This is a genomic window from Ewingella sp. CoE-038-23 (assembly GCF_040419245.1).
GTDB lineage: Bacteria > Pseudomonadota > Gammaproteobacteria > Enterobacterales > Enterobacteriaceae > Ewingella > Ewingella allii.
The window spans coordinates 2,196,110-2,221,737 of record NZ_JAZHOH010000001.1 but is presented as its reverse complement, the minus strand read 5'-3'; the positions used below and the strand labels follow the sequence as shown (position 1 = coordinate 2,221,737).

The following is a 25,628-nucleotide window of genomic DNA, read 5'->3' as shown; positions in this document are numbered from 1 at the left end:
AGTTTTGTCATAAAATTACATATCTTCGGGTGATTTTTGAACGATTTTAACAACCATGACAAAATATGTGGTTTTAATTCATTTATTAAGGTCTTAGATCGAGGTTTACTGCTTACAACCGATCAGAGTACATTGTGGCTGAAATAAAATTACAATAGATACCCCGAATAAATCGGGTTGTGGGAATCGACCTGCAACATGAATTATGAGGGTGATTCCTGCACTAAGGAGAAGAACATGGCGGTAACCCAGACAGCCCAGGCGTGTGACCTGGTTATTTTCGGTGCTAAAGGCGATCTTGCGCGCCGTAAACTGTTGCCTTCCCTGTATCAATTAGAAAAGGCTGGCCACATCCATCCTGACACCAAAATCATCGGTGTAGGTCGCGCGGAGTGGGACAGAGCTGCATATGTAGAAGTTGTTAAAGAAGCTTTGACGACTTTCATGAAAGAAAAAATGGAGCCAGAGCTGTGGGAAAAACTCAGCGCTCGTTTCGAATTCTGTAACCTTGATGTCAACGACCTCAAGCACTTCAAAGTGTTGGGCAAAATGCTCGACCAGCAGAACCGCGCCACCATCAACTATTTCGCCATGCCGCCAAGCACCTTTGGTGCCATCTGCCGTGGCCTGGGTGAAGCCGGTCTGAACAAAGAGCCATCGCGCGTCGTGATGGAGAAGCCGCTCGGCACCTCTTTGGAATCCTCCCAGGTTATCAATGACCAAGTCGCAGAGTATTTCAACGAATCTCAGGTCTACCGTATTGACCACTATCTGGGTAAAGAAACCGTTCTGAACCTGTTGGCTCTGCGTTTTGCTAACAATCTGTTTGCCAGCAACTGGGATAACCGCACTATCGACCACGTGCAGATCACCGTGGCGGAAGAAGTGGGTATCGAAGGCCGCTGGGGTTACTTCGACAAAGCGGGCCAGATGCGCGACATGATCCAGAACCACCTGTTGCAAATCCTGACCATGATTGCCATGTCACCTCCGGCTGACCTGAGCACCGACCGTATCCGTGATGAGAAGGTTAAGGTGTTGCGCTCGCTGCGCCGCATCGACCAGTCTAACGTGCGTGAAACCACAGTTCGCGGCCAGTACACCGCCGGTTTTGTGCAAGGCAAGAAGGTTCCGGGTTATCTGGAAGAAGAGGGCGCCAACAAGACCAGCGCCACTGAAACCTTCGTGTCTATTCGCGTGGATATCGATAACTGGCAGTGGGCTGGCGTACCTTTCTACCTGCGTACCGGTAAACGCCTGCCAACCAAATGTTCAGAAGTCGTGGTTTACTTCAAGAGCCCGGCACTGAATCTGTTCCGCGACTCTTACCAGCAGCTGCCTCAGAACAAACTGACCATTCGTCTGCAACCGGACGAAGGGATCGAGATCGAAGTGCTGAACAAAGTGCCGGGTCTGGAGCACAAACACCGTCTGCAAACCACCAAGCTGGACCTGAGTTTCTCCGAGACCTTTAACGAGCAGCACATTGCTGATGCTTACGAGCGTCTGCTGCTGGAAACCATGCGCGGTATTCAGGCGCTGTTCGTGCGTCGTGACGAAGTGGAAGAAGCCTGGAAATGGGTAGACTCCATCATGAACGCGTGGGCAGCCGAGAGCGAAGCACCGAAACCTTACCAGTCTGGTACTTGGGGCCCTGTGGCTTCTGTTGCGATGATCACCCGCGATGGTCGTTCATGGAACGAGTTCGAATAAAGGGAAACTGATGGCCAATTTTGTCGAATTTTCCGGCGCGCTGGCGCTGACCCAAAACTTCGCCGGAAAGATTGCGGATGCGCTGCGTGAAGGCATCAAAGCAAACGGCAAAGCCAGTCTGGTGGTATCAGGGGGCCGCACGCCGGTCGACCTGTTCACGCTGCTGGCACGTCAGGAGCTGGATTGGAGCAAGGTGGTGATCACCTTGGCTGATGAACGTTGGGTCAGCCCGGACAATAGCGCCAGCAATGAAAAAACGGTGCGCAACAACCTGCTGCAAGGCCCGGCGCTCGCCGCGACCTTTATTGGCCTGAAGAACGATGCCGCTTCGCCGTTTGAAGGGGCATCCGCTACCGAAGTGGCGTTGCAGCAATTGCCGCGACCTATCGACGTGGTGATCCTCGGCATGGGCGATGACGGCCACACGGCGTCACTGTTCCCCGGTGCGGCAAACCTTGGCGAAGCCTTGGATTTGGACTCGGGGCGCACCTGTCTGGGTATGACCCCGCTGACTGCGCCTCTGGACCGCATTACGCTGACCTTGCCGGTGCTGCTCGACAGTCGCAATATCTATTTGCATCTGAACGGCGAAGCCAAGCGCGATGTCTATGAGCGCGCTGAAAAGGGGACCGACGTGAATGAAATGCCGGTCCGCGCGGTGCTGAATCAACAGCAAACGCCGGTCAGCGTCTATTGGTCGGCTTAACAGCACTCACTAAAACCGTTGCCTATGCAGCGGTTTTTTTATTTTGTTTTTTCAGATTTACTATCCCCAATCATTCGGCTGTAAAGTAGCTATGTGGTGTGGTCGGTAACCTGCAAACATGCAGGCCCTGTGGCAGGGGCGCGCCAACAATCACAACGATGCCTGCGGGCATGAACGGAGACAACGATGAAAAACTGGAAAACAAGCGCGGAACAGATCCTGACCTCAGGTCCGGTGGTTCCGGTGATTGTGATTAACAAACTCGAACACGCGGTGCCGCTGGCGAAAGCTTTGGTTGCGGGCGGCGTGCGAGTGTTGGAAGTGACTCTGCGCACCGCCTGCGCGGTTGACGCTATTAAAGCTATCGCCAAGGAAGTGCCGGACGCGATTATCGGCGCGGGCACGGTGTTGAACCCTGAACAACTGGCCGAAGTAACCGCCGCTGGCGCGCAGTTCGCCATCAGCCCGGGCTTAACCGAGCCGCTGCTGAAAGCTGCCAATGCTGGCCCAATTCCGCTGATCCCTGGCATTAGCACGGTGTCTGAACTGATGCTGGGTCTGGATGCCGGTCTGCGCGAGTTCAAGTTCTTCCCGGCGGAAGCCAACGGTGGGGTAAAAGCGCTGCAAGCCATCGCAGGGCCATTCCCGCAGGTGCGTTTCTGTCCGACCGGCGGCATTACGCCAAACAACTACCGTGACTACTTGGCGCTGAAAAGCGTGCTGTGCATCGGCGGTTCATGGCTGGTTCCGGCAGATGCGCTGGAGTCAGGGGATTACGCGCGGATCACCCAACTGGCCCAAGAAGCCGTGGCGGGTGCCAAGCAGTGATCTGCGGCTGTTTTGCAGCATAAAAAAACCTCCCGCGGGAGGTTTTTTTGTCTTCATCATTTGGCGCTAAAAGCGAATTAACGCGCGGCGATGATTTTAATTTCAATCTTATATTTCGGGTTCATCAGGTTGGCCTGCACGGTGCAACGCACTGGCGCATTGCCCGGAGAAACCCACGCATCCCAAGCTTCGTTCATCGCTTTAAAATCTTCTTTGTGCACCAAGAACAGGGTGGCATCGAGGATTTTGCTCTTATCAGAACCCGCTTCTTTTAACACGGCGTCAATGATAGCCAGTGTCTCAGCCGTCTGCGCTTTGGCGTCGGCGTCCAGATTTTCCGGCACGGCGGTGTAATACAGGGTGTCGTTATGGATCACGACGTCGGACATGCGCGGCTCGGGTCTGATACGTTCGATAGTCATTTAGGTGCTCCTGTTTGGCATCTTTTTTAATGTTGCTAATAGGGTATCACAAAGGCTTATTGCAATGGACCGGCACAAGTCGGTGGTAGAGAGGGGTAAGGATTGGCATAATCACTGCTGATCCGTACAGGTAGAGAGACAGCGTGATAGACGATTTTGCACCAGACGGCGCGTTAGCGCAGAAAATTGAAGGTTTTAAACCCCGTGAACCTCAGCGTCTGATGGCGCAGGCCGTCAGTACGGCTATCAAAAATAAGCAAGGTTTGGTGGTGGAAGCCGGTACAGGTACCGGTAAAACTTACGCTTATCTGGCCCCCGCGCTGCGTTCCGGTAAAAAAGTCATTATCTCCACTGGCTCGAAAGCCCTGCAGGACCAGCTCTATTCCCGCGACCTGCCAAAAGTCGCCACGGCGCTGAAATTCAAAGGCAAATTAGCTTTGCTGAAAGGGCGCTCCAACTACCTGTGCATTGAGCGTCTGGAGCAGCAATCGCTCTCCGGCGGCGAGCTTGCCAGCCAGTCGCTGAGCGATTTAGTGCATCTGCGTAACTGGTCGAGCATGACCGAAGAGGGTGACATCAGCACCTGCTCGGTGGTAGCCGAAGACAGCCACGTCTGGCCGCTGGTCACCAGTACCAATGACAACTGTTTGGGCAGCGACTGCCCGGCCTACAAAGACTGCTTCGTAGTGAAGGCGCGCCGCAAAGCCATGGATGCCGACGTGGTGGTGGTCAACCACCACCTGTTTATGGCCGACATGGTGGTGAAAGAGAGCGGCTTTGGCGAACTGATCCCCACCGCCGACGTGATGATTTTCGACGAAGCCCATCAGATCCCTGACATTGCCAGCCAATATTTCGGCCAGCAGGTGACCAGCCGCCAGCTGCTGGACATGGCGAAAGACATCACCATCGCCTATCGCACCGAGGTTCGCGACTCGGTTCAGTTGCAAAAGAGCGCCGATCGCCTGAGCCAAAGCACCATGGACTTCCGCCTAGCACTGGGCGAGCCGGGCTTTAGAGGTAATCTGCGTGACGTGCTCAATCAGCCCGCCATCCAGCGCGCGCTGCTGTTGCTTGATGACGCGCTGGAGCTTTGCTACGACGTGGTGAAGCTCTCCCTTGGCCGCTCGGCCTTGCTGGACGCGGCGTTCGAGCGCGCTACGCTGTATCGCAATCGCCTCAAGCGTCTGAAAGATGTCTCTATTCCCGGCTACAGCTACTGGTACGAATGCAACTCGCGCCACTTCGTGCTGGCCCTGACGCCGCTATCGGTGACTGACAAATTCAGCGAAATGATGACTGACAAACCGGGCGCGTGGATTTTCACCTCCGCGACCCTTTCGGTGAACGATCAGCTGCATCATTTTACCGAGCGTCTCGGCCTGAACGACGCCGAAACGCTGCTGCTCGCCAGCCCCTTTGATTACGCCAATCAGGCGCTACTCTGTGTCCCGCGCTTCCTGCCTTCGCCCAACGAGCGCGGCGGCTCGCGCCAGCTGGCGCGCATGCTGCGCCCGGTGATTGAAGCCAACAAGGGGCGCTGCTTCTTCCTCTGCACCTCGCACCAGATGATGCGCGAACTGGCCGAAGAGTTTCGTGCCAGCATGACACTGCCGGTTTTGGTGCAGGGTGAAACCAGTAAGGGCCAGCTGCTGGCGCAGTTTGTCGAGGCGGGTAACGCCTTGCTGGTGGCAACCAGCAGCTTCTGGGAAGGGGTAGACGTGCGCGGAGAGGCACTGTCGTGCGTGATTATCGACAAACTGCCCTTTACCTCGCCGGATGACCCTCTGCTCAAGGCGCGCATTGAGGACTGCCGCCTGCGCGGTGGCGATCCGTTCAATGAAGTCCAGCTGCCGGACGCGGTGATCACCTTGAAGCAGGGCGTCGGGCGTTTGATCCGCGACACTGACGATCGCGGCGTGATGATTATCTGCGACAACCGGCTGGTGATGCGCCCTTACGGCGAGGTATTTTTAAACAGCCTGCCGCCGACGCCGCGCACCCGAGATTTAGACCGCGCAATCCGCTTCCTGCAAGAGTCTCAACAGCAGAAATAGCGCCGCGCTTGTGTTAATATTCGGCCGCGAAAAAGGCCCATAACTTTTCTTTCCCGCCTGAGGTTTGGCATGTCCACACGAATTTTAGCAATTGATACGGCGACTGAAGCCTGCTCGGTTGCGCTTTACAATAATGGCGAAACCCTCGCTCATTTCGAACTTTGCGCCCGTGAACATACGCAGCGCATTTTGCCGATGGTGCAGCAGATCCTGTCCGAAGCCGGCTTGACGCTGAATCAGGTTGACGCGCTGGCCTTTGGCCGCGGCCCTGGCAGCTTTACCGGCGTGCGTATCGGCATTGGCGTGGCGCAAGGGCTGGCCTTCGGCGCTGAGCTGCCGCTGTTGCCCGTTTCCACGCTGATGACCATGGCGCAGGGCGCCTATCGCCTGACCCAAGCGACCCGCGTCTTGGCGGCGATTGATGCCCGCATGGGCGAAGTCTACTGGGCTGAATACCTGCGCGGTGAAGATGGCGAATGGCAGGGCGAGCAGTCCGAAGCCGTGCTGAAACCCGAGCAGCTGTTACCCCGCGCTCAGGCACTGACCGGGCGCTTTGCCACGGTTGGCACCGGCTGGCAGACCTACCCAGATTTGCTGGGTGAATCATCTGCCGTGGAATTATTTGATGGCAAAATGTGTCTGCCGCAGGCCGAAGATATGCTGCCTCTGGCCCTGAACATGTGGAAATCCGGCGTTCGCGTCAGCGCTGAGCATGCCGAGCCGGTTTATCTGCGTAATGAAGTGACCTGGAAAAAGCTTCCTGGCCGTTAAGTTTTAGCAACTTGTGAACTAAATCGTGGTCAAAAGTGTAAGTATCGTCCAGGAGTTCTCACAATGCGTAGGTGGTCGGCAGTGCAACAGTTTTCTGGTTTTAAACGTTCTGTTTTTCAGTCTAAACGCCTGGCGCTTAGCGCCATTGGGTTAAGCGTTTTGTTGCTGTCCGGCTGTGTTACCGTGCCTGCGGATATTCGCGGTACCACGGATACACCGCAGATGAATCTGCAAGTGGTGCAGGGCGCGCCGCAGCTGTATGTCGGCCAAGAGTCGCGCTTCGGCGGTAAAGTGATCAGCGTGACCAATGAGCAGAACAAAACGCGGCTGGAAATCGCCACCGTGCCGCTGGATGACGCAGCAAGGCCGATTCTGGGCGCAGCGTCGCTGGGGCGAATTCACGCCTATGTGAACGGCTTTGTGGATCCGGTCGATCTGCGAGACCAACTTGTCACCGTCGTCGGGCCAATTACCGGCGCGGAGAAGGGCACCATCGGCCAGTCCTCTTACAATTTTATCACTGTGGACGTGAACAGCTACAAACGCTGGCACCTGTCTCAACAGGTGGTGATGCCGCCGCAGCCAATTGGCCCGTGGGGCTACTACGGTCCGTATAACTCACGCTGGGGCAGAGGCTTTGGTCCAGGCTGGGGACCGGGCTGGTATGACCCACAACCGGCTCGTGTAGAAACCTTCGTGACCGAATAACTAAGCAGTAGAGTAAGACTTTTAAGGCGACTCTGGTCGCCTTTTTCTTTTTTGGGCCATGGAAGTCCACAACAAATTAGTGACAAGCCTCTCAACCTCAACATTGTTTGAACCGCAACTGGTAAGCTGAGTTAAAATATTGTTACAGGCATGATAAAACTCGTCATATTGAGATGGCAGCAGCACATTATTGCAGGAGTGATACCTTGGAAAAGGTCTGGCTAAAACGTTACCCTTCTGATGTTCCTGAGAACATCGACCCGGATCGCTATAGCTCATTGGTCGAAATGTTCGAAAACGCTGCCCTGCGTTTCGCGGACAACCCGGCCTTTATCAATATGGGCGAGGTGATGACCTTCCGTAAGCTCGAAGAGCGCAGTCGCGCTTTTGCCGCCTACTTGCAAAATGAGTTAGGGCTGAAGAAGGGCGACCGCGTTGCGCTGATGATGCCTAACCTGTTGCAGTACCCAATTGCCCTGTTTGGCGTGCTTCGCGCCGGGCTGGTGGTGGTCAACGTTAACCCGCTTTACACCCCGCGTGAGTTAGAACACCAGCTGAATGACAGCGGCGCGTGCGCCATTGTCATCGTGTCCAACTTTGCCCACACGTTGGAAAAGGTGGTCTACAAAACCCAGGTTAAACACGTAATTTTGACCCGCATGGGCGACCAGCTCTCCGCCGCCAAAGGCACGCTGGTGAACTTCGTGGTGAAATACGTCAAAAAGCTGGTGCCGAAATATCATCTGCCAAATGCCATCTCATTTCGCAGCGTCCTGCAACAGGGGCGGCGGATGCAATATATTAAGCCGGATGTTATCAACAGCGATTTGGCTTTCCTGCAATATACTGGCGGCACGACCGGCGTGGCCAAAGGCGCGATGCTGACCCACCGGAATATGCAGGCCAACCTCGAACAAGCTAAAGCCGCCTATTCTCCGCTGCTTAAACCCGGCCATGATTTAGTGGTTACCGCGCTGCCGCTCTACCATATATTCGCGCTCACCGTGAACTGTCTGCTGTTTATCGAAATGGGCGGGCGCAGCCTGCTTATCACCAATCCAAGGGATATACCCGGAATGGTGAAAGAGCTGGCGAAATATCCATTCACCACCATCAGTGGTGTGAATACATTATTCAACGCGTTGCTCAATAATGAAGATTTCCGCGAACTGGATTTCTCCACGCTGCGACTGTCTGTGGGCGGCGGGATGTCGGTGCAGAAGTCAGTGGCGGATAAATGGGAAAAACTCACCGGCAAGCATCTGCTGGAGGGTTATGGCCTGACGGAGTGCGCGCCGCTGGTGGCGGGCAACCCTTATGATTTGAAACATTATAGTGGCAGCATTGGTTTGCCGGTGCCATCGACAGAGGTGAAGCTTGTCGACGATAATGGCCAGGAAGTGCCTTTCGGCGAGCCGGGCGAGCTGTTAATTCGCGGGCCACAGGTGATGCTAGGCTACTGGCAGCGCCCCTCAGCGACGGATGAAGTGTTAAAAGATGGCTGGCTCTCAACCGGCGATATCGTTACAGTGGACGAGCAGGGCTTTTTACGCATCATTGATCGTAAAAAAGACATGATTCTGGTCTCCGGTTTCAACGTCTATCCTAACGAGATTGAAGATATCGTTTCCCAGCATGAGAAAGTGCTCGAAGTGGCCGCTATCGGCGTGGAGAGCGAATCATCAGGGGAGATCGTCAAGATCTGCGTCGTGAAGAAAGATCCGTCGCTGACCAGCGAAGAGCTGCTGGCGCATTGTCGACGCATGCTGACGGGTTACAAAGTGCCGAAGATTGTTGAGTTCCGCGATGAACTGCCAAAGTCGAACGTTGGCAAAATTCTTCGTCGTGAGCTCCGTGATGAACATAAAAAACCTAAGCCAGACGCAAAGCAGAGCGCGGCCTAGCGAATTAGGTTCATCATACGCAGATTCCCACGACGCCGGCTAAGTCCGGCGTCGTTACGTTTTACGCAATAATATCCATCCTTCGATTGACAGTCAGAAGGCGGGTATATGATTAAGAGAATCAAAGTTTGAACTATCAGTTGATTACCACTAATGACGCGCTTGCGCAGGTTTGTTTGCAAGCTCAGGCTCATAGCCAGATTGCCCTTGATACCGAGTTCGTCAGAACCCGCACCTACTACCCGCAGTTAGGGCTGATCCAGCTGTTTGATGGTGAAACGCTGACCCTGATTGACCCACTGCCGATCACCGCGTGGCAGCCCTTTATTGACCTGCTGGTGAACCCAAACGTGGTGAAATTCCTCCATGCAGGCAGTGAAGATCTCGAAGTATTCCTCAACGCTTTTGGCGTGCTTCCCGTTCCGCTGATTGATACTCAGATCCTCGCGGCGTTCAGCGGTCGTCCGCTCTCTTGCGGCTTTGCACGTTTAGTGGCGGAAACCACGGGCGTTGAGCTGGATAAAAGCGAGTCGCGCACTGACTGGATTGCCCGCCCGCTGAGCGAAAAGCAGTGCGTATACGCGGCGGCCGACGTGTGGTATCTGCTACCACTGGCCGAGCAGTTGATGCGTGAAACGCAGGAAGCAGGTTGGATGGACGCCGCGCTGGACGAGTGCCTGTCGCTGTGTCGCCGCCGTGCTGAAGTGTTGCAGCCGGAGCAGGCTTATCTCGACATCACCAATGCTTTCCAGCTACGTCCGCGCCAACTGGCCTGTTTGCAGAAGCTGGCGTCATGGCGTTTAACACAGGCTCGCCAGCGCGACCTGGCGGTGAACTTCGTGGTGAGAGAAGAGAATCTGTGGCAGGTGGCGCGCTATCAGCCGACGTCACTAGGCGAGCTGGAAGCATTAGGCCTGAGCGGCCCGGAAATTCGCTACCACGGCCGTACGCTGTTGGCGCTGGTGGCCGAAGCCAATGCTATGGACGAGCAGGAGCTGCCTGCACCATTGTCGAGCCTGATTGACCAACCGGGCTACCGCAAGGTGTTCAAAGATATCAAAGCGCTTATTCAAACCGTGAGCGAAGAGAGTGGCCTGAGCGTCGAGCTATTAGCCTCAAGACGCCAAATTAACCAGTTATTAAATTGGCACTGGCAGTTAAAAACCAAAGAAAGCGAGCCGGAAATTATTAGCGGTTGGCGCGGTGATTTGTTAAAAACGCGCTTGCTGGAAATCCTCAAAGATTATTAAAACCCAGCGGCTGATAAATAAACAGTCGTGCTTTGAGATAGCGTTTGAGATAAATCACAAATTAAAGAAGGGCAGACCGGTTCTGCTCTTTTTTTATTTATCGAGAAACGTATTTTTAGCGGAATGAAATAAGGGGGGATACTACACGAATTAGGGTCAGCAATTATTGCAGAATAGGGCAAGGTTAAGTGAGTAAGAATGGGACAACTCTCAATCGAGTTTTATGGAATATTAACAGCGGAAACGAGTAACTTGTATAAATATACAGTTACCCCCTGACGAACAGGGGGCAGCTATTTTGAAGCAAACGCCTTCAAACAGAACATGTCCATCTCTGTCATTTAGGCGCTTCTTCCGAGTCCGGCAGCGTCACGTTAAGCTCAAGTACCGAGATATCGTCACCTTTCTGTTCAAACTGCACGTTGAGCATTTCAGGGTCAATCTGAATGTACTTACAGATGACCGCTAAAATATCACGCTTCAGATCTGGCAGATAGGCGGGTTCACTGTCCCCGCGGCGTCGCTCTGCTACGATGATCTGTAGCCGTTCCTTGGCTATATTGGCTGTCGGCTTTTTACGGGACAGAAAGAAATCTAACAAGGCCATGGTTTATCCCCCAAAAAGGCGTTTCAGGAAACTCTTCTTCTCTTCCTCAATAAAACGGAACGCACGTTCTTCACCAAGCAAACGGCTGACGGTGTCGTCGTACGCCTTACCTGCGTCAGATTCCTGATCCAAAATGACCGGCTCGCCTTGGTTAGACGCGCGCAGTACAGACTGATCTTCAGGAATAACGCCGACCAACGGAATGCGAAGGATTTCAAGCACATCCTCCATGCTCAGCATGTCACCACGGCTTACACGGCCTGGGTTGTAGCGAGTCAGAAGCAGGTGTTCTTTGATTGGATCTAAGCCTTTCTCAGCGCGGCGGGATTTTGAAGACAAAATACCTAAAATGCGATCGGAGTCACGTACAGAAGAGACTTCTGGGTTGGTGGTGATCACAGCTTCGTCAGCGAAATACAGTGCCATCAGAGCACCGGTTTCGATACCAGCGGGTGAATCACAGACCACGAAATCGAATTCCATGTCGTTAAGGTCGTTAAGAATTTTCTCTACGCCTTCACGAGTTAATGCGTCTTTGTCACGGGTTTGGGAAGCAGGAAGAATGAACAGGTTGTCAGTGCGTTTATCTTTGATAAGCGCTTGATTCAACGTGGCATCACCTTGGATCACGTTAACAAAATCATAAACAACGCGGCGCTCACAGCCCATGATCAGGTCAAGGTTACGCAAACCGATATCGAAGTCGATAACAACGGTTTTTTTACCTTTTTGAGCTAGACCGGTAGCAATGGCTGCGCTTGAAGTGGTCTTGCCAACGCCCCCTTTACCCGATGTAACAACTATAATGCGTGCCATGAAAGGATTCCTTGTCAAAAGGGCTTAGTTTAAAGGTTGTATGGTTAACACGTTATCTAACAGGCTGAGGCGGGCTGCCTGTCCATAATAGTCGGACGGGATTTGGTCACTCAACCAGTACTGCCCTGCGATAGAGACTAGCTCAGCCCCCAGGTGCGTGCAAAATATCTGACAGTTTGCATCACCTGCGGCACCGGCCAGCGCACGGCCGCGCATCATGCCATATATGTGGATGTTACCATCGGCAATAAGTTCCGCACCGGCGCTCACACTGCTGGTCACAATGAGATCGCTGTTACGGGCATAAATTTGTTGGCCAGACCGGATAGGGGTACTAATGATCCGAGTTTTCGCTGGCGCATTGTCTGGTACAACAGGAGCAGGCGGCTCGGCGGCTACGCGTTGGGCACGGCCTTCACTCAGCAGCGGCAAGCCGGTGCGAGAGATGGCGCGCTTTTGGCGCTCGTCTTTACAACCACTGATGCCCACAACGCGAAAACCAGCAGAAGCGACAGCCTGTTGAATGTCTTTCCAGTTCGCTTCGCCAGTCAGCGCAGCGACGTTGATAACAACAGGGGCATTTTTCAGAAAAGCAGGAGCTTGCTCCACTTTTTCTTGTAACGCCTGATAAATAACCTCAGGTTGTGAACTATGTAAATGAACAACCGATAAGGTAAAACTGCTGCCTTTTAGTTCTATTGGCGATTGTGACATCTATCCTGACTCAGTCTCAGCAACTTTAAATCCCCGGAATACCACTCGGGGGGCGATATTCCGATGTACGTTAAGCATGTTATAGTTACAGTTATATCTAGGCAAGCCACCGTTTCAATAAATTAGAGTTAAAAAAATGCTTTGTGCGATCTATAGAAGTACCAAACGTGACCAGACTTACCTGTATGTCGAAAAAAAAGACGATTTCTCTCGCGTTCCTGAAGAATTATTACAAGGTTTCGGCCAACCGCAGTTCTCAATGTCGATTAATCTGGGGCAAAGAGAAAAGTTAGCCACCGCCGATATTGAGAAAGTAAAACAATCACTCCTCGAGCAGGGCTATTATTTGCAAGTGCCACCGCCGATGGAAAGTTTATTGAATATGCATCTGCAAAACGGCGAAAAATAAAGCGAATACTGTCCTTCTGGGTAGGTTTTTGTAAATTCAGAGCTGTCGGGTTGCATTCATCTTCTGGCTCATTCAGGTTGTAAACAACGTGTAAGTGCTTTGATAAAAGGAACAGATTGATGAAATTGTCGGTACTGGCTGTGCTTATTACCAGCGTAACGCTGAGTGGTTGTGCTAAGGAAAGTGTTGCTACCCCCGCGTCTCCGGCGGCCCAAGCCCCTGCGGCTCAGGCTCCTGCCGCAGAGAAGCCTGCGAAAACCACGTTGGCCGAGCAGGGGCGTGACCCGGCTCAATTTCCAGGCTACGTTGAGCAACTGAAAACTCAGGCTCGCCAGCAGGGGATTAGTCAGGCGACTATCGACAGCGCCTTTGCCAATGTGCACTTTATCGATCGGGTAATTAACTCCGACCGTAACCAGCTCGAAAAGAAAATTACCCTCGACGATTACCTCAAGCGCGTTCTGCCTGAAGCCAAAATCGAGCAGGGGCGAATCAACTACCAGCAAAACCTGCCTGCGTTAACTCAGGCCAGCCAGCGTTACGGCGTGCAGCCGCAATACATCGTTGCGCTGTGGGCTATGGAAAGCAACTTCGGCAAGATTCAGGGTAAAGAGGATGTCTTCTCGGCCCTCGCCACCTTGGCATTTGAAGGCCGCCGCGAAGCCTTCTTTACTAAAGAGCTGATGTCGGCATTGAAAATCGTCGATTCCGGCCACGCAACCAGCGACATGATGAAAGGCTCGTGGGCGGGCGCCATGGGGCAGTCGCAATTTATGCCGTCCTCCTATCTAAACTACGGCGCTGATGGCGACGGCGACGGCAAAATCGATATTTGGAACAATACCGACGACGTCTTTGCTTCCACCGCTAACTACCTGTCTACCGAAGGCTGGAAAGCCAATCAGAGCTGGGGACAGGAAGTGAAACTGCCTGCCGGCTTTGATGCCAGCAAAACCGGCCTGAAGAACAATCAGATGCACCCGGCCAGTTATTGGCAGCAGCAGGGCGTGACGCAGGTAGATGGCAGCCCACTGGCTTCTAACGCCACCCGCGCATGGATTATCACCCCGGATGACCTTCAAGGCCGCGCCTTCCTGGTCTATGATAATTTCCGCACAATAATGCGCTGGAACCGTTCGACCTATTTCGCATTGAGCATCGGCATGATGGCAGACGCCGTCACGCAACAATCACAGGCTGCACCAGCTGAGCAAAACTCAGATCCGGCTGCGACCTCTCCGGCGCCGACGGGGCGTAATCCCTTTGGCGGCTGACTGACACTTTCAGGAGCTTCCCATGTATCAACACCGTGACTGGAATGGTGCATTACTTGATTTTCCGGTGAATAAAGTGGTGTGTGTTGGCAGTAACTACGCCGACCATATTAAAGAGATGGGCAGTCAGGTTGCGCCCGAGCCGGTGCTGTTTATCAAACCAGAAACCGCGCTCTGCGATATTCGCCAGCCGATTGCCATTCCGCAGAACTTAGGTTCGGTGCATCACGAAGTGGAATTGGCGGTGCTGATCGGCACGCCGCTCAAGCAAGCCAGCGAAGATCGCGTGGCGAACGCCATTGCCGGTTACGGCGTTGCGCTGGATTTAACCCTGCGTGACCTGCAAGCAGGCTTCAAGAAGGCAGGGCAGCCATGGGAAAAAGCCAAAGGCTTCGACGGCTCTTGCCCAATTAGCGGTTTTATTCCGGTCAGTGAGTTTGGGGACGCCCAGTCGGCTGATCTCCAGCTGATTGTGAATAATGAAGTGCGCCAGAGTGGCAACACGCAGGATATGTTGACTAAGATCCTGCCCCTGATTGCCTATATGAGTCGTTTCTTCACGCTGCGCGCGGGAGATATTATTCTCACCGGTACGCCACAGGGCGTCGGCCCGATGGCCGGCGGCGACACTATCCAAGTCGCGGTTAACGGCAAGTCGGTGACCACTCGCGTTATTTAGCGCTTTCTGATCTACCTCAAGACAGTGGGTCGCCCGGAGACATTTCGGGCGGCTTTACTTGCATCTCTGCACTAAAGTGTTTATATAAGCCCCCTCATTTTATACTTGAACCGGATGCCACCATGACTGAACCCAACTTTTGGCAGAAAAAAACGCTGCCTGAAATGACCGACGAAGAGTGGGAAGCGTTGTGCGACGGTTGCGGGCAATGCTGCCTGCACAAGCTGATTGACGAAGACACCGATGAAATCTATTTCACCAACGTGGCCTGCAACCAGTTAAACATTAAGTCCTGCCAATGCCGTAATTACGAGCGCCGCTTCACGCTGGAAGAGGATTGCATCAAACTCACCCGTGAAAACCTCACGACCTTCGACTGGTTGCCACCAACTTGCGCGTATCGCCTCATAGGCGAGGGTAAGCCGCTATTCCCATGGCACCCGCTGCTGCATAAGTCATCCAAATCCGCCATGCACACCGAGCAAATTTCCGTGCGCTACATCGCCGTACGCGAAGACGACGTCGAGGACTGGCAGGACCACATCTTAAATAAGCCTAGCTGGGCGAAGTAAGAACCATATTTTCCAGCCTCAAAGCCATTATGCAAAACCCGCCCGTAAGGCGGGTTTTCTGTTTATCGAACTAAACATTCTTAATAGCTGGTGCCATCTTTATGATGAGACCCCGTGCCGCCGGGTGGGTACCTTTCGGACATGCCATTGCTGAAGCTGAAGTAAGAGGATTCAAAGGGGAGGGAAACCCAAAAAGAAAAGGCCCCGAGTGTTCGAAAACAACTCAGGGCCCTACCAATCATTGCTACATGAAGTGGACGGCGATTATGTCTAAAGCTAATCAATTAGTAAACAACTAAAACGCTGAGTGATAGGTGTTTTTTTTGTAGGTATCGTTAAAATAATGCTTGCTCAAGAAATCGGCGATTGGCGCTTTTTCTGGCAGAATTTTGTGAAAAAGCGGTGATCCGCGTTTGATACATTGCCTTCGCTCTCCTCGCTGCTATGATTCGACTATCAATTTTTTGTATATCAATTGGTTCGTCAATTCAGGAAAACCAAAATGAATAAAACCTTTATCGCATTGGCCGTGCTGATGCTCGCCGGTTGTGCGAAAAATCCCTACCAGGCAGCGCCGCAGGTGATTCAATCCGATGTGATCACCCAGACTGACCCGAGACTCAAAGCAGAAGTTGATCCGCAAGCGGACAAGGGCAAAACGCGAGTGAGACTGCACCGTGCCGACCAGTGGACGCTGGTGCCTTTCGAGAGAACCTGTCCGCTGTACGTGCGCGTGGACAATAAAGTGGTGGCGGCTTTGCAGTTTAACGAATACGTCGACCTTAACCTGATCAACGGCAAAAGAGATGTGAAGGTGAGCCTGGCTTGTACTCTGACCGGTCGTTCGGCTGAAGCCGTGATTCAGGCTGATGGTACTCCGCAGGAGTATGAAACTGACAGCGGCTGGTACGGCCAACTGCGTTTGTGGCGCACCAAGTAAACTTTCGCGTCATATCACATGCAATAAAAAAGGCGCCTTAGGCGCCTTTTTCGTTAATGCAGAATCGGGTTATTAGCGAGTGAACAGGTCACGGCGTTTTGGTTTAACGAACTGCGCGATTAATACCAGCAGAGCGATAACCATAAACACGCTGAACACCACCACTAACCACTGTGGCATACCCAAAGTCAGGAATTCCCACTGTTTCTCTGCACAGTCACCGGTAGCAACGAACACGGACGGCAACCATTTGTCGAGAGGCAACCAGCTTGGGAAGCGGGCGGCGAAGTCACAGGTGGCGAACGGAGAAGGATGAAGCTGAATCATGGTGTGTTCCCATGACAGGCGGATCCCTTCGTAGGCGCTGTAAATCCAAATCAAAATACCGGCATAGCGCAACCAGGTCGAAGGTGCGATAGCACCAACAATTCCGGCACCCAATACGCCAAACAGTGCGCAACGCTCATAAATACACATTACGCAAGGTTGTAATAACATGACGTGTTGGAAATAAAGAGCAACCAGTTCTAACACCAGCGCAGTTAACGCTAACAGCAGCCATGCACCGCGCCCTTGGGAGCAGCGGTTTAGATATTGCAACATAGTTTTGTTTCCATGCAGTAAGCAACTGCCAAGCAGTGTAAACGAATTCACATTTGCTGCCAGCCTGCCGAATTAAAATTCATGTAAAAAAATAGCAGTAAAAACACACACTTTTTCATTCTGTCAGAGTGTTTACATTTCACAGAATGCCTGAACATTTTTACCGCCGATATCTTTTCTTTATCTCCGCACGCTTAAGGCAGAATTTCTTTGATATTAGGCAGAGTTATCCAATGCATATCGATAAACCACTGGGTTAAATCCGGTAACAGATATTGCACACACAGCCAGCCGACCAGCGTCATCACCACGGTGTAAGGCAGGGCCATCCACACCATGCGCCCGTAGGACAGGCGAATCAGCGGGGCTAAGGCCGAGGTGAGCAGGAACAGGAAGGCAGCCTGACCGTTGGGTGTCGCCACCGACGGCAAATTGGTGCCGGTATTAATGGCGACCGCCAACAGTTGGAACTGCTCCAGTGAGATGACGCCATTCTCCAACGCCGTTTTGGCTTCATTGATATAGACCGTGCCGACAAACACGTTATCGGACACCGATGAGAGCAGGCCGTTAAATAGATAGAACAGCGACAGCTGGTTGGCTGGCTCGGCGCGTAACACAAAGTGGATGATCGGGCTGAAGAGATGCTGCTCGATGATCACCGCCACCACCGCGAAAAAGACCGTCAGCAAGGCGGTGAAGGGCAGCGCATCCTGAAAAGCTTTGCCGATGGCATGTTCATCGGTCACGCCGCACAGGGCGGTCGCGAAGATAATCACCGACAGGCCAATCAGGCCCACTTCCGCCAGATGAAAGGCCAGGGCGATAATCAGCCAGACGCCAATCACCGCCTGTACCGCGAGTTTAATCCGCTCCTGCTTATCCCTTTTGGCGGCGTTTTGCAGATCGTACTTTTTCAGAATATCAAACACGTTGGCGGGAAGTGCCGCGCCATAGCCAAACACCTTGAAGCGCTCCACCAGAAAACAGACCAGCAGCCCGCAGAAGAACACCGGGACCGACACTGGCGAGACGCGCAGGGCGAAGTCGGCGAACTGCCAGCCCGCCGATTTAGCAATAATCAGGTTTTGCGGCTCGCCAACCATGGTCATCACGCCGCCCAGCGCGGTGCCGACGCCCGCGTGCATCATCAGGCTGCGCAAGAAGGCGCGGAACTGTTCCAGCGTCTGCTGATGCTGCTGGGAGTCACTGAAGCCAGTGTCATCGTTGACATCTGCCTGATCCCCGGCGTTGGAGGCGACGCGGTGGTAAATAGAGTAGAACCCGACTGAGACGCTGATCACCACCGCCACCACGGTTAAGGCGTCGAGGAAGGCGGAGAGAAAGGCCGCCGCCAGGCAGAAGGAGAGAGAAAGGGCGGTTTTGCTGCGAATGTTGAGCAGCAGCTTGGTGAACACGAAGAGCAGCAACTGCTTCATAAAGTAGATGCCTGCGACCATAAAGATCAGCAGCAAAATTACTTCCAGATTGGAAAATACCTGCTCTTTAATTCTCTCCGCACTGGTCATGCCGATCATCACGGCTTCAATCGCCAGCAGGCCGCCGGGCTGTAATGGGTAGCACTTTAACGCCATGCCAAGCGTGAAAATAAACTCAACGACTAACAGCCAGCCGGCAAGAAAAGGACTCACCAGAAAATAAATAATAGGGTTAAGAATTAGGAAGCCAATAATGGTTAATTTATACCAATCGGGGGACTGGCCGAGGAAGTTTTTGACGAACGCGCGTCGAAAAGTCATGTCCATGGTAAGGACGTCTCCATTTTTGTAATGCAGCAAAATCAACTGACTAGGCTAGGTAATTCCACTCAGCAATGCGAGTCAAATTGCATAAATAAGGTGATTACTGCTTAAATATCGGAAAATTTTGACGGCCTATGCACAGTTTCACTATAAGTTCGGAAAGGCCGCTATAACATGCCATTTACGTCTGGTATGATGAGCAGAATTATATCGCCAATAAAAGTCCTAAACGGAATGTAAACACCATGGTTATTAAGGCGCAGAGTCCTGCCGGTTTCGCCGAAGAGTACATTATAGAAAGTATCTGGAACAGCCGCTTCCCGCCGGGATCAATTCTTCCCGCCGAACGCGAACTTTCAGAGTTAATTGGCGTGACGCGCACCACATTGCGTGAGGTTTTACAACGGCTTGCGCGTGACGGCTGGCTGACCATTCAGCACGGCAAACCGACCAAAGTGAATAACTTCTGGGAAACGTCAGGGCTTAATATCCTAGAAACGCTAGCCCGTTTGGACCACGCCAGCGTCCCGCAGTTGATTGATAACCTGTTGTCGGTTCGCACCAACATTGCGACGATTTTTATCCGCCGCGCGATGCGCAAAAACCCGGAAGAGACTCAGCAAGTTCTGGCTAAGGCGCATGAAGTTTCTGACAATGCTGAAGCCTTTATGGAGCTGGATTACGGCATTTTCCGTGGTTTGGCTTTCGCTTCCGGCAATCCGATTTATGGTTTGATTATTAATGGTTTACGCGGTTTATACACCCGAGTTGGCCGTTATTACTTCTCCAACTCTGAAGCGCGTAAACTGGCGATTGCCTTTTATCAGCGCCTGTCGCGCATTTGCGAAGAGAAGAGCTACGATCAGGTGGTTGACTGCGTGCGCGAATATGGCCGCCAAAGTGGTGAAATCTGGCACAGCATGCAAAGCACCATGCCGGGCGATTTGACCGACAAGAAACGCTAATCTCGCTGTAGACAGCAGTTAGTCGCAGTAAAAGAAAAGGGCGCCTAGGCGCCCTTTTTGCTGGCTGAGAGGCAGTGGTGGATGAGATGAACCGTTAAAGCGGCGCTGGCCTTGGCGGGCAGCGTTCAAGAAGCTCGACGCTGCCGTCCTCATTTAACTGCTCCATAAACACGTCAAAGCCCCATAGGCGATGAATGTGCTTCATCACTTCGCGACGGCTTTTATCCAGCGGGGCGCGATCCTGCGGAATATAGCGCAGGGTCAGCGAGCGGTCGCCGCGCAAATCCACGTTCCACACTTGAATATTCGGCTCATGATGGCTCAGGTTATACTGCGCTGATAACTCCTCGCGTATCGCCCGATATCCCTCTTCATTGTGAATAGCGGCGATTTCCAGATAATTATTTCGGTCATCGTCGAGCACGGTAAACAGCTTGAAGTCGCGCATCACTTTTGGCGACAAGAACTGGCTAATAAAGCTTTCGTCTTTAAAATCGCGCATCGCAAAATGCAGCGTGTCGAGCCAGTCTGAACCGGCGATGTCCGGGAACCAATACCTGTCCTCTTCCGTTGGCGACTGACAGATTCGCTTGAGGTCCTGGAACATGGCGAAGCCCAGCGCGTAAGGGTTTATGCCGCTGTAGTACGGGCTATTATAAGGCGGCTGGAACACCACGTTGGTGTGGCTGTGCAGGAATTCCAGAATGAATTTGTCCGACACTTTACCTTCGTCATACAGATGATTGAGGATGGTGTAGTGCCAGAAGGTCGCCCAGCCCTCGTTCATCACCTGAGTCTGTTTCTGCGGATAGAAATATTGGCTGATTTTACGCACGATGCGCAGGATCTCGCGCTGCCAAGGTTCGAGCAGCGGGGCATTTTTCTCCATGAAATAGAGAATGTTTTCCTGCGGCTCGGAAGGGAAACGGCGGGCCTGCTCGGGCGCGTCCACGCTGTCTTTACGCGGCAGCGTCTTCCACAGCGAGTTAACCTGACTTTGCAGGTAAGCCTCGCGACTTTCCTGACGCGCTTTCTCTTCTTGCAGTGAGATTTTCTGTGGGCGCTTGTAGCGATCGACGCCGTAATTCATCAACGCGTGGCAAGAGTCGAGCAGGCGCTCAACTTCCTCTACGCCGTAACGCTCCTCGCACTGGCTGATGTAACGGCGTGCAAACAGCAGGTAATCGACAATTGAGCTGGCGTCGGTCCAGCTGCGGAACAGGTAGTTATTTTTGAAGAACGAGTTGTGCCCATAGCAGGCATGCGCCATCACCAGCGCTTGCATGGTCATGGTGTTCTCTTCCATCAAGTAGGCGATACAAGGGTTGGAGTTGATGACGATTTCGTAAGCCAGACCCTGCTGCCCCTGCTTATAGCGCTGCTCGGTTTCGATAAATTTCTTACCAAACGACCAGTGTGTATAGTTGATAGGCATGCCAATGCTTGAATACGCATCCATCATTTGTTCGGAGGTGATGACTTCAATTTGATGCGGATAAGTATCAAGTCGGTAAGACTTCGCGACCCGGTCAATCTCTTCGAGATAGGTCTGCAATAGATCAAACGTCCAGTCCGGTCCATCGCTCAGACGCTGGTCTGCCATTTTAAAATCTTGGGTCTTTGTCGTCATAAGCCGCACCCTCATTCAGTTACGGACGCAACAGAGTGTTTGATTCAGAACTGTTTATTACGAAATTTGTGCGCCCATAGATAATCGTAGCTCAATCTGTTGGTTATGCAGATAGCGCTGGTTTAATAAGCATGAATTATTGCTATCAAGCCGACAGCTTCATCAAACGCTTATGGCATAAAACAGTCAATCGCTACGATGAATTCAGACAATATTTCCCATAACTCAATCTTTAGAGGATTGTTCTGCAAAATTGCCTTTTGTTTGGTTTTAAATAACAAAAAGAATCTCGGGTTAACTGCTCGTGCTGAAAGTGATGGTTTATCGCGACTGCCGCAATATGCCGCTGCTTTGAACAGCATAGGGCGCGGGGTTGGGGGATATTGTTATTTTTATGTGACTGTTGAAAAATAGAGGTAGATACAGGATAAATAATTGTGAAATCCATCGCGGTTTTCGCCGCAGGTGTTGGCAATTGGCCGCTGTCAGGTTAGTTTCCGTCTCACAGAATATTATGCTTTATATTGCCTTTGATTGGAGTCGAGTATGCGCGTGGTTATTTTGGGCAGTGGAGTGGTTGGTGTTGCCAGTGCCTGGTATTTGGCAAAGGCCGGACATCAGGTGACGGTCATTGACAGACAAGCCGGACCGGCGGAAGAGACTAGCGCGGGGAATGCCGGGCAAATCTCTCCCGGTTATGCTGCCCCTTGGGCTGCGCCAGGCGTGCCATTAAAGGCGATTAAGTGGATGTTCCAGCGCCACGCGCCGCTGGCGATCCGCCTCGACGGCAGTAGCTTCCAGCTGAAATGGATGTGGCAGATGCTGCGTAACTGCAACATGGACCACTACCAGACCAATAAAAGCCGCATGGTAAGACTGGCAGAGTATAGCCGTGACTGCCTGAAAGCACTGCGCGAAGAGACCGGTATTCAGTACGAAGGCCGTCAGGGCGGGACATTACAGCTGTTCCGCACCGCCCAGCAGTTCGAAAGTGCGTCGAAAGACATTGCCGTGCTGGAAGAGGCGGGCGTGCCTTACCAACTGCTGGAATCCAGCCAGCTGGCGACGGTTGAACCTGCTTTGGCTCAGGTGGCGCATAAGCTTACCGGCGGCCTGCGCTTGCCGAATGATGAAACCGGTGACTGCCAGCTGTTTACTCGTCAACTGGCTGAAATGGCGCGTCAGGCGGGCGTGGTATTTGAATTTAACCGCAGCGTCGACAAGCTGCTGGTGGAAAATGGTCAGGTCACTGGCGTGCAGTGCGGCGCGGAAGTGGTCAAAGGCGACGCCTATGTAGTGGCTTTCGGCTCCTACTCGACGGCCCTGTTGCAAGATTTAGTCTCGATCCCGGTCTATCCGTTGAAGGGCTACTCGCTGACTATTCCAATCACTGACCCGGCCTCCGCGCCATTCTCCACCGTGCTGGATGAAACCTACAAAATCGCCATCACCCGTTTTGACGACCGTATTCGCGTCGGCGGCATGGCGGAAATCGTCGGCTTCAACACCCAGCTGGCGAAGGCTCGCCGCGAAACGCTGGAGATGGTGGTGCGCGACCTCTACCCGAACGGCGGCAACGTCGAGCAAGCTTCCTTCTGGACCGGCCTGCGCCCAATGACCCCAGACGGCACGCCGATCGTCGGTAAAACGCGCCTGAAAAATCTCTACCTGAATACCGGCCACGGTACGCTCGGGTGGACCATGGCCTGTGGCTCCGGCCAGCTGCTGTCGGACATTATCACCGGCGTGACCCCGGCTATTCCGGCCGACGATTTAGCCGTAGAGCGTTACAGCCCGGACTTCGCCGCGACGCATCCAAACATTCATAAAATGCATCCTATCGGCTAATAGCCCATTCAATGTTGAGCCGGTCAGCAGGCGTTATTGGAAGACCGGCTCATTGATTCGCCTCTGGAGACTGTATGCCACGCCCGATTTCCGCTACGTTGTCACTTTCTGCGTTATCCAATAATTTGCAGGTTATCCGCCGTTTCGCGCCACGCAGTAAAGTCTGGTCGGTGGTCAAAGCCAATGCTTATGGCCACGGCGTTGAGCATGTGCTGAGAGGCCTATCGGCCACTGACGGCTTTGGTTTGCTCGATTTTAAAGAAGCCGTTTTGCTGCGCGAGTCGGGCTGGCAGGGGCCGATTCTGCTGCTGGAAGGCTTCTTCTCACCGGCCGATCTCGAGGCGATTGATCAATATCGCCTGACCACCGCCGTGCACAGCGACTGGCAGATTGACGCCATCAAGCAGGCCAAGCCTGGCGCGCCAATCAATGTTTATTTGAAGATTAACAGCGGCATGAACCGACTGGGCTTCATGCCGGAAAAGGTTGAGGCCGCGTGGCACGCGCTGAAGGCTTTGCCGCAGGTCGGCGAAATTACCCTGATGAGCCACTTTGCTCACGCCGACGGCCCGGAAGGCGTCGAGGGGCAGATGACACAGATCCTTGCCGCCGGGGAGAACATCTCAGGCCCAAGATCGCTGGCTAACTCGGCGGCGACGCTGTGGTACCCCGAAACCCATTATGACTGGGTCCGTCCGGGCATTATTCTCTACGGCGCGTCGCCGAGTGGCAAATGGCGGGATATCGCCGACAGCGGGCTGAAACCGGTGATGACCCTGAGCACCGAAATTATCGCCACCCAGCAGTTGCGGGCGGGCGACCGCGTGGGCTACAGCGGCCGCTATCGCGCGGCGAGCGAGCAGCGCATTGGCATCATCGCCTGTGGCTATGCCGACGGTTATCCGCGCCACGCGCCGAGCGGCACGCCGGTATGGGTGGATGGGGTGATGACGCAAACCGTTGGCACAGTGTCGATGGATATGATTATGGTCGACCTAACGCCATGCCCGCATGCCGCCATAGGGTCGAAGGTTGAGCTGTGGGGAGCCAACCTGCCGGTTGACGATGTGGCGACCGTGGCCGGAACCCTGGGCTATGAGCTGTTGTCAGCCTTAGCGCCAAGAGTCCCGGTCAGGTTAGTTGACTGAATCGAGTGACATAAGTTTCTTATTAACCAAGGCGGGTCAAGCGGCCCGCTGATTTCTTACTGGCGCGACGTGCTAACAGCGCCAGACAGCCTCCCGCCAGCATCACCAGTGCCAAACTCAGTTTCGGCTGCAGCGGCAACGCCATGGCGATAAAGCCAAACAGCGCGCCTCCCGCCATCTGTACAGAACCCACCAATGCCGAGGCCACGCCCGCTTCATTGGAAAACGGCTCCAGCGCGTAGCTGGTGGCTGGCCCAATCAGGAAAGCCAAACCTGCGCAGGCGCTGGCGACGGGCAGCATATACAGACAAGTGGCGTGCTGCTGTTCCGGGGCGATAAGGGTTAAGCCCGCCAGTAATCCCGCACAGCCGAGGAACATTAACAACGCGCCGGAAGCCAGACAGACCGGGCGTCCCACCTTCTGAATAATACGGTTAGCGATAAAGCTGACCGCCATGATCCAAAATCCGTTTGCGCCGAAGACCAGCGAAAACTCGAACGGCGTCAGTCCCGCCTGGCTCATCAGCACCGTCGGAGCCAGAGAGACATAGGTCAGGGCCATGCCCATCGCTCCGGCGTTGACCGCGGCGAAGGTGATGAAGCGTTTGTTGAACAGGATCCGGGCGTACTGTTTGAACGGCAGGCCGCCGGACTGGGTGTCAGCAGGGCGCGTCTCCGGCAGTTTGAACAGCACCAGTGCCAGAATCAGTATGCTATAGCCACATAGCGCCCAGAAGGGCGCGCGCCAACCAAAGAACTGGGCAATCAGGCCGCCAATCAGCGGCGCCAGCGCCGGAATGATGTTCAGCGTGCCGTTGAGGAAGCCGTAGGCGCGGGCCGCGTCATCGCCACTCATTCGGTCGCGCACGCTGCTAAACACCACCACCGAGGTACAGCAGACCGCCAGCCCCTGAATCACGCGGGAGAACATAAACATAAACGCCGTCTCCGCCGTGGCGGCGACAATGGCGCCAACCAAATAGACGATCACGCCAATAATGGCGATCGGGCGGCGGCCGTAGCGGTCAACCAATGGCCCGGCAATCAGTTGCCCCAGCCCCATCACTAAAATAAACAGCGAAATAGAAGATTGGATAATGGTTTCTGCGCTGTTCAATCCCTTGGCAATCGCCGGGATAGCAGGGAGATAGAGATCAATCCCCAGTGGTCCAAGCAGGACCAGCGTTAACAGCAGGAAAAGGAATTTTTGCATATAAAACATCACAGTCCGTGTTCGAAGGGAGGCTAAGGGTAATGATTTCATCCCGCGATGGAAAGGAATTGTTAAACAATTATAGAGG

General features: G+C 53.5%; 24 protein-coding genes. 16 read left to right on the top strand and 8 right to left on the bottom strand.

The window, feature by feature from the left end; genetic code table 11:
• Positions 1-237 precede the first annotated feature (237 nt).
• From zwf to V2154_RS10305, 3 genes are all read left to right on the top strand, one after another.
• Positions 238-1,713 carry a glucose-6-phosphate dehydrogenase gene (gene zwf / locus V2154_RS10315; RefSeq protein ID WP_034790717.1) on the top strand — a complete coding sequence of 492 codons (1,476 nt, stop codon included), beginning with the start codon at positions 238-240 and terminating at the stop codon, positions 1,711-1,713.
• Positions 1,714-1,723: 10 nt separating this feature from the next.
• Positions 1,724-2,419: a 6-phosphogluconolactonase gene (pgl, locus tag V2154_RS10310; RefSeq protein ID WP_353502160.1), complete on the top strand. Its 696-nt coding sequence runs from the start codon at positions 1,724-1,726 to the stop codon at positions 2,417-2,419.
• A 186-nt stretch (positions 2,420-2,605) separates the two neighbouring features.
• Positions 2,606-3,247 (top strand): bifunctional 4-hydroxy-2-oxoglutarate aldolase/2-dehydro-3-deoxy-phosphogluconate aldolase, encoded by a 642-nt coding sequence (locus V2154_RS10305; RefSeq protein WP_353502159.1) that lies wholly within the window; start codon positions 2,606-2,608, stop codon positions 3,245-3,247.
• A 77-nt stretch (positions 3,248-3,324) separates the two neighbouring features.
• Here the strand turns inward: V2154_RS10305 and V2154_RS10300 are convergent, their stop codons facing one another.
• Entirely contained in the window at positions 3,325-3,669 is a 345-nt protein-coding gene (locus tag V2154_RS10300; RefSeq protein WP_353502158.1) for a RidA family protein, read from the bottom strand.
• 143 nt (positions 3,670-3,812) lie between these two features.
• On the opposite strand from V2154_RS10300, the gene yoaA reads away from it, so the two are divergent.
• The 5 genes from yoaA to rnd all read left to right on the top strand — a co-directional run bounded on the left by yoaA (position 3,813) and on the right by rnd (position 10,359).
• On the top strand, positions 3,813-5,726 hold the full coding sequence (gene yoaA, locus V2154_RS10295) for a DNA repair helicase YoaA (RefSeq protein ID WP_353502157.1): 1,914 nt from the start codon (positions 3,813-3,815) through the stop codon (positions 5,724-5,726).
• Positions 5,727-5,795: 69 nt separating this feature from the next.
• Positions 5,796-6,497 carry a tRNA (adenosine(37)-N6)-threonylcarbamoyltransferase complex dimerization subunit type 1 TsaB gene (tsaB, locus tag V2154_RS10290; RefSeq protein ID WP_353502156.1) on the top strand — a complete coding sequence of 234 codons (702 nt, stop codon included), beginning with the start codon at positions 5,796-5,798 and terminating at the stop codon, positions 6,495-6,497.
• Positions 6,498-6,560: 63 nt separating this feature from the next.
• Positions 6,561-7,205, top strand: a complete 645-nt coding sequence (locus V2154_RS10285) for a Slp family lipoprotein (RefSeq protein WP_353502155.1) — start codon at positions 6,561-6,563, stop codon at positions 7,203-7,205.
• A gap of 206 nt (positions 7,206-7,411) precedes the next feature.
• Positions 7,412-9,109, top strand: coding sequence for a long-chain-fatty-acid--CoA ligase FadD (gene fadD, locus V2154_RS10280; RefSeq protein ID WP_353502154.1), 1,698 nt, complete (start codon positions 7,412-7,414; stop codon positions 9,107-9,109).
• Between the two features lie 128 nt (positions 9,110-9,237).
• Entirely contained in the window at positions 9,238-10,359 is a 1,122-nt protein-coding gene (gene rnd / locus V2154_RS10275) for a ribonuclease D (protein ID WP_353502153.1), read from the top strand.
• A gap of 337 nt (positions 10,360-10,696) precedes the next feature.
• Here rnd and minE read toward each other — a convergent pair whose 3' ends face one another.
• From minE to minC, 3 genes are read right to left on the bottom strand one after another with little or no spacing between them, the layout of a single operon-like run.
• The gene (gene minE, locus V2154_RS10270; protein WP_353502152.1) at positions 10,697-10,966 is read right to left on the bottom strand and encodes a cell division topological specificity factor MinE; all 270 of its coding nucleotides are present in this window, start codon (positions 10,964-10,966) and stop codon (positions 10,697-10,699) included.
• Between the two features lie 3 nt (positions 10,967-10,969).
• Entirely contained in the window at positions 10,970-11,782 is an 813-nt protein-coding gene (minD, locus tag V2154_RS10265) for a septum site-determining protein MinD (RefSeq protein ID WP_353502151.1), read from the bottom strand.
• A 24-nt stretch (positions 11,783-11,806) separates the two neighbouring features.
• The gene (gene minC / locus V2154_RS10260; RefSeq protein ID WP_034790690.1) at positions 11,807-12,496 is read right to left on the bottom strand and encodes a septum site-determining protein MinC; all 690 of its coding nucleotides are present in this window, start codon (positions 12,494-12,496) and stop codon (positions 11,807-11,809) included.
• Between the two features lie 136 nt (positions 12,497-12,632).
• Between minC and V2154_RS10255 the strand changes: the two genes are divergently transcribed.
• The 5 genes from V2154_RS10255 to V2154_RS10235 all read left to right on the top strand — a co-directional run bounded on the left by V2154_RS10255 (position 12,633) and on the right by V2154_RS10235 (position 16,370).
• A complete protein-coding gene (locus tag V2154_RS10255) occupies positions 12,633-12,905 on the top strand; it encodes a YcgL domain-containing protein (protein WP_353502150.1) in 273 nt (90 codons plus the stop codon).
• A 119-nt stretch (positions 12,906-13,024) separates the two neighbouring features.
• Positions 13,025-14,179 (top strand): lytic murein transglycosylase, encoded by a 1,155-nt coding sequence (locus V2154_RS10250; RefSeq protein ID WP_353502149.1) that lies wholly within the window; start codon positions 13,025-13,027, stop codon positions 14,177-14,179.
• Positions 14,180-14,201: 22 nt separating this feature from the next.
• Entirely contained in the window at positions 14,202-14,858 is a 657-nt protein-coding gene (locus V2154_RS10245) for a fumarylacetoacetate hydrolase family protein (RefSeq protein ID WP_353502148.1), read from the top strand.
• 122 nt (positions 14,859-14,980) lie between these two features.
• Positions 14,981-15,430 (top strand): cysteine cluster protein YcgN, encoded by a 450-nt coding sequence (gene ycgN / locus V2154_RS10240; RefSeq protein ID WP_353502147.1) that lies wholly within the window; start codon positions 14,981-14,983, stop codon positions 15,428-15,430.
• A gap of 502 nt (positions 15,431-15,932) precedes the next feature.
• The gene (locus tag V2154_RS10235) at positions 15,933-16,370 is read left to right on the top strand and encodes a hypothetical protein (protein WP_353502146.1); all 438 of its coding nucleotides are present in this window, start codon (positions 15,933-15,935) and stop codon (positions 16,368-16,370) included.
• A 72-nt stretch (positions 16,371-16,442) separates the two neighbouring features.
• Here the strand turns inward: V2154_RS10235 and dsbB are convergent, their stop codons facing one another.
• Positions 16,443-16,973, bottom strand: coding sequence for a disulfide bond formation protein DsbB (gene dsbB / locus V2154_RS10230; protein ID WP_034790680.1), 531 nt, complete (start codon positions 16,971-16,973; stop codon positions 16,443-16,445).
• 194 nt (positions 16,974-17,167) lie between these two features.
• Entirely contained in the window at positions 17,168-18,739 is a 1,572-nt protein-coding gene (gene nhaB, locus V2154_RS10225; RefSeq protein WP_353502145.1) for a sodium/proton antiporter NhaB, read from the bottom strand.
• 242 nt (positions 18,740-18,981) lie between these two features.
• On the opposite strand from nhaB, the gene fadR reads away from it, so the two are divergent.
• Entirely contained in the window at positions 18,982-19,701 is a 720-nt protein-coding gene (fadR, locus tag V2154_RS10220) for a fatty acid metabolism transcriptional regulator FadR (protein ID WP_353502144.1), read from the top strand.
• A 94-nt stretch (positions 19,702-19,795) separates the two neighbouring features.
• Here fadR and V2154_RS10215 read toward each other — a convergent pair whose 3' ends face one another.
• Positions 19,796-21,331 carry a SpoVR family protein gene (locus tag V2154_RS10215; RefSeq protein WP_353502143.1) on the bottom strand — a complete coding sequence of 512 codons (1,536 nt, stop codon included), beginning with the start codon at positions 21,329-21,331 and terminating at the stop codon, positions 19,796-19,798.
• A 546-nt stretch (positions 21,332-21,877) separates the two neighbouring features.
• On the opposite strand from V2154_RS10215, the gene V2154_RS10210 reads away from it, so the two are divergent.
• Positions 21,878-23,179 carry a D-amino acid dehydrogenase gene (locus V2154_RS10210; protein ID WP_353502142.1) on the top strand — a complete coding sequence of 434 codons (1,302 nt, stop codon included), beginning with the start codon at positions 21,878-21,880 and terminating at the stop codon, positions 23,177-23,179.
• Positions 23,180-23,253: 74 nt separating this feature from the next.
• A complete protein-coding gene (dadX, locus tag V2154_RS10205; RefSeq protein ID WP_353502141.1) occupies positions 23,254-24,327 on the top strand; it encodes a catabolic alanine racemase DadX in 1,074 nt (357 codons plus the stop codon).
• Positions 24,328-24,349: 22 nt separating this feature from the next.
• Here the strand turns inward: dadX and V2154_RS10200 are convergent, their stop codons facing one another.
• Positions 24,350-25,540, bottom strand: a complete 1,191-nt coding sequence (locus V2154_RS10200) for a multidrug effflux MFS transporter (RefSeq protein WP_353502140.1) — start codon at positions 25,538-25,540, stop codon at positions 24,350-24,352.
• Positions 25,541-25,628 lie beyond the last annotated feature (88 nt).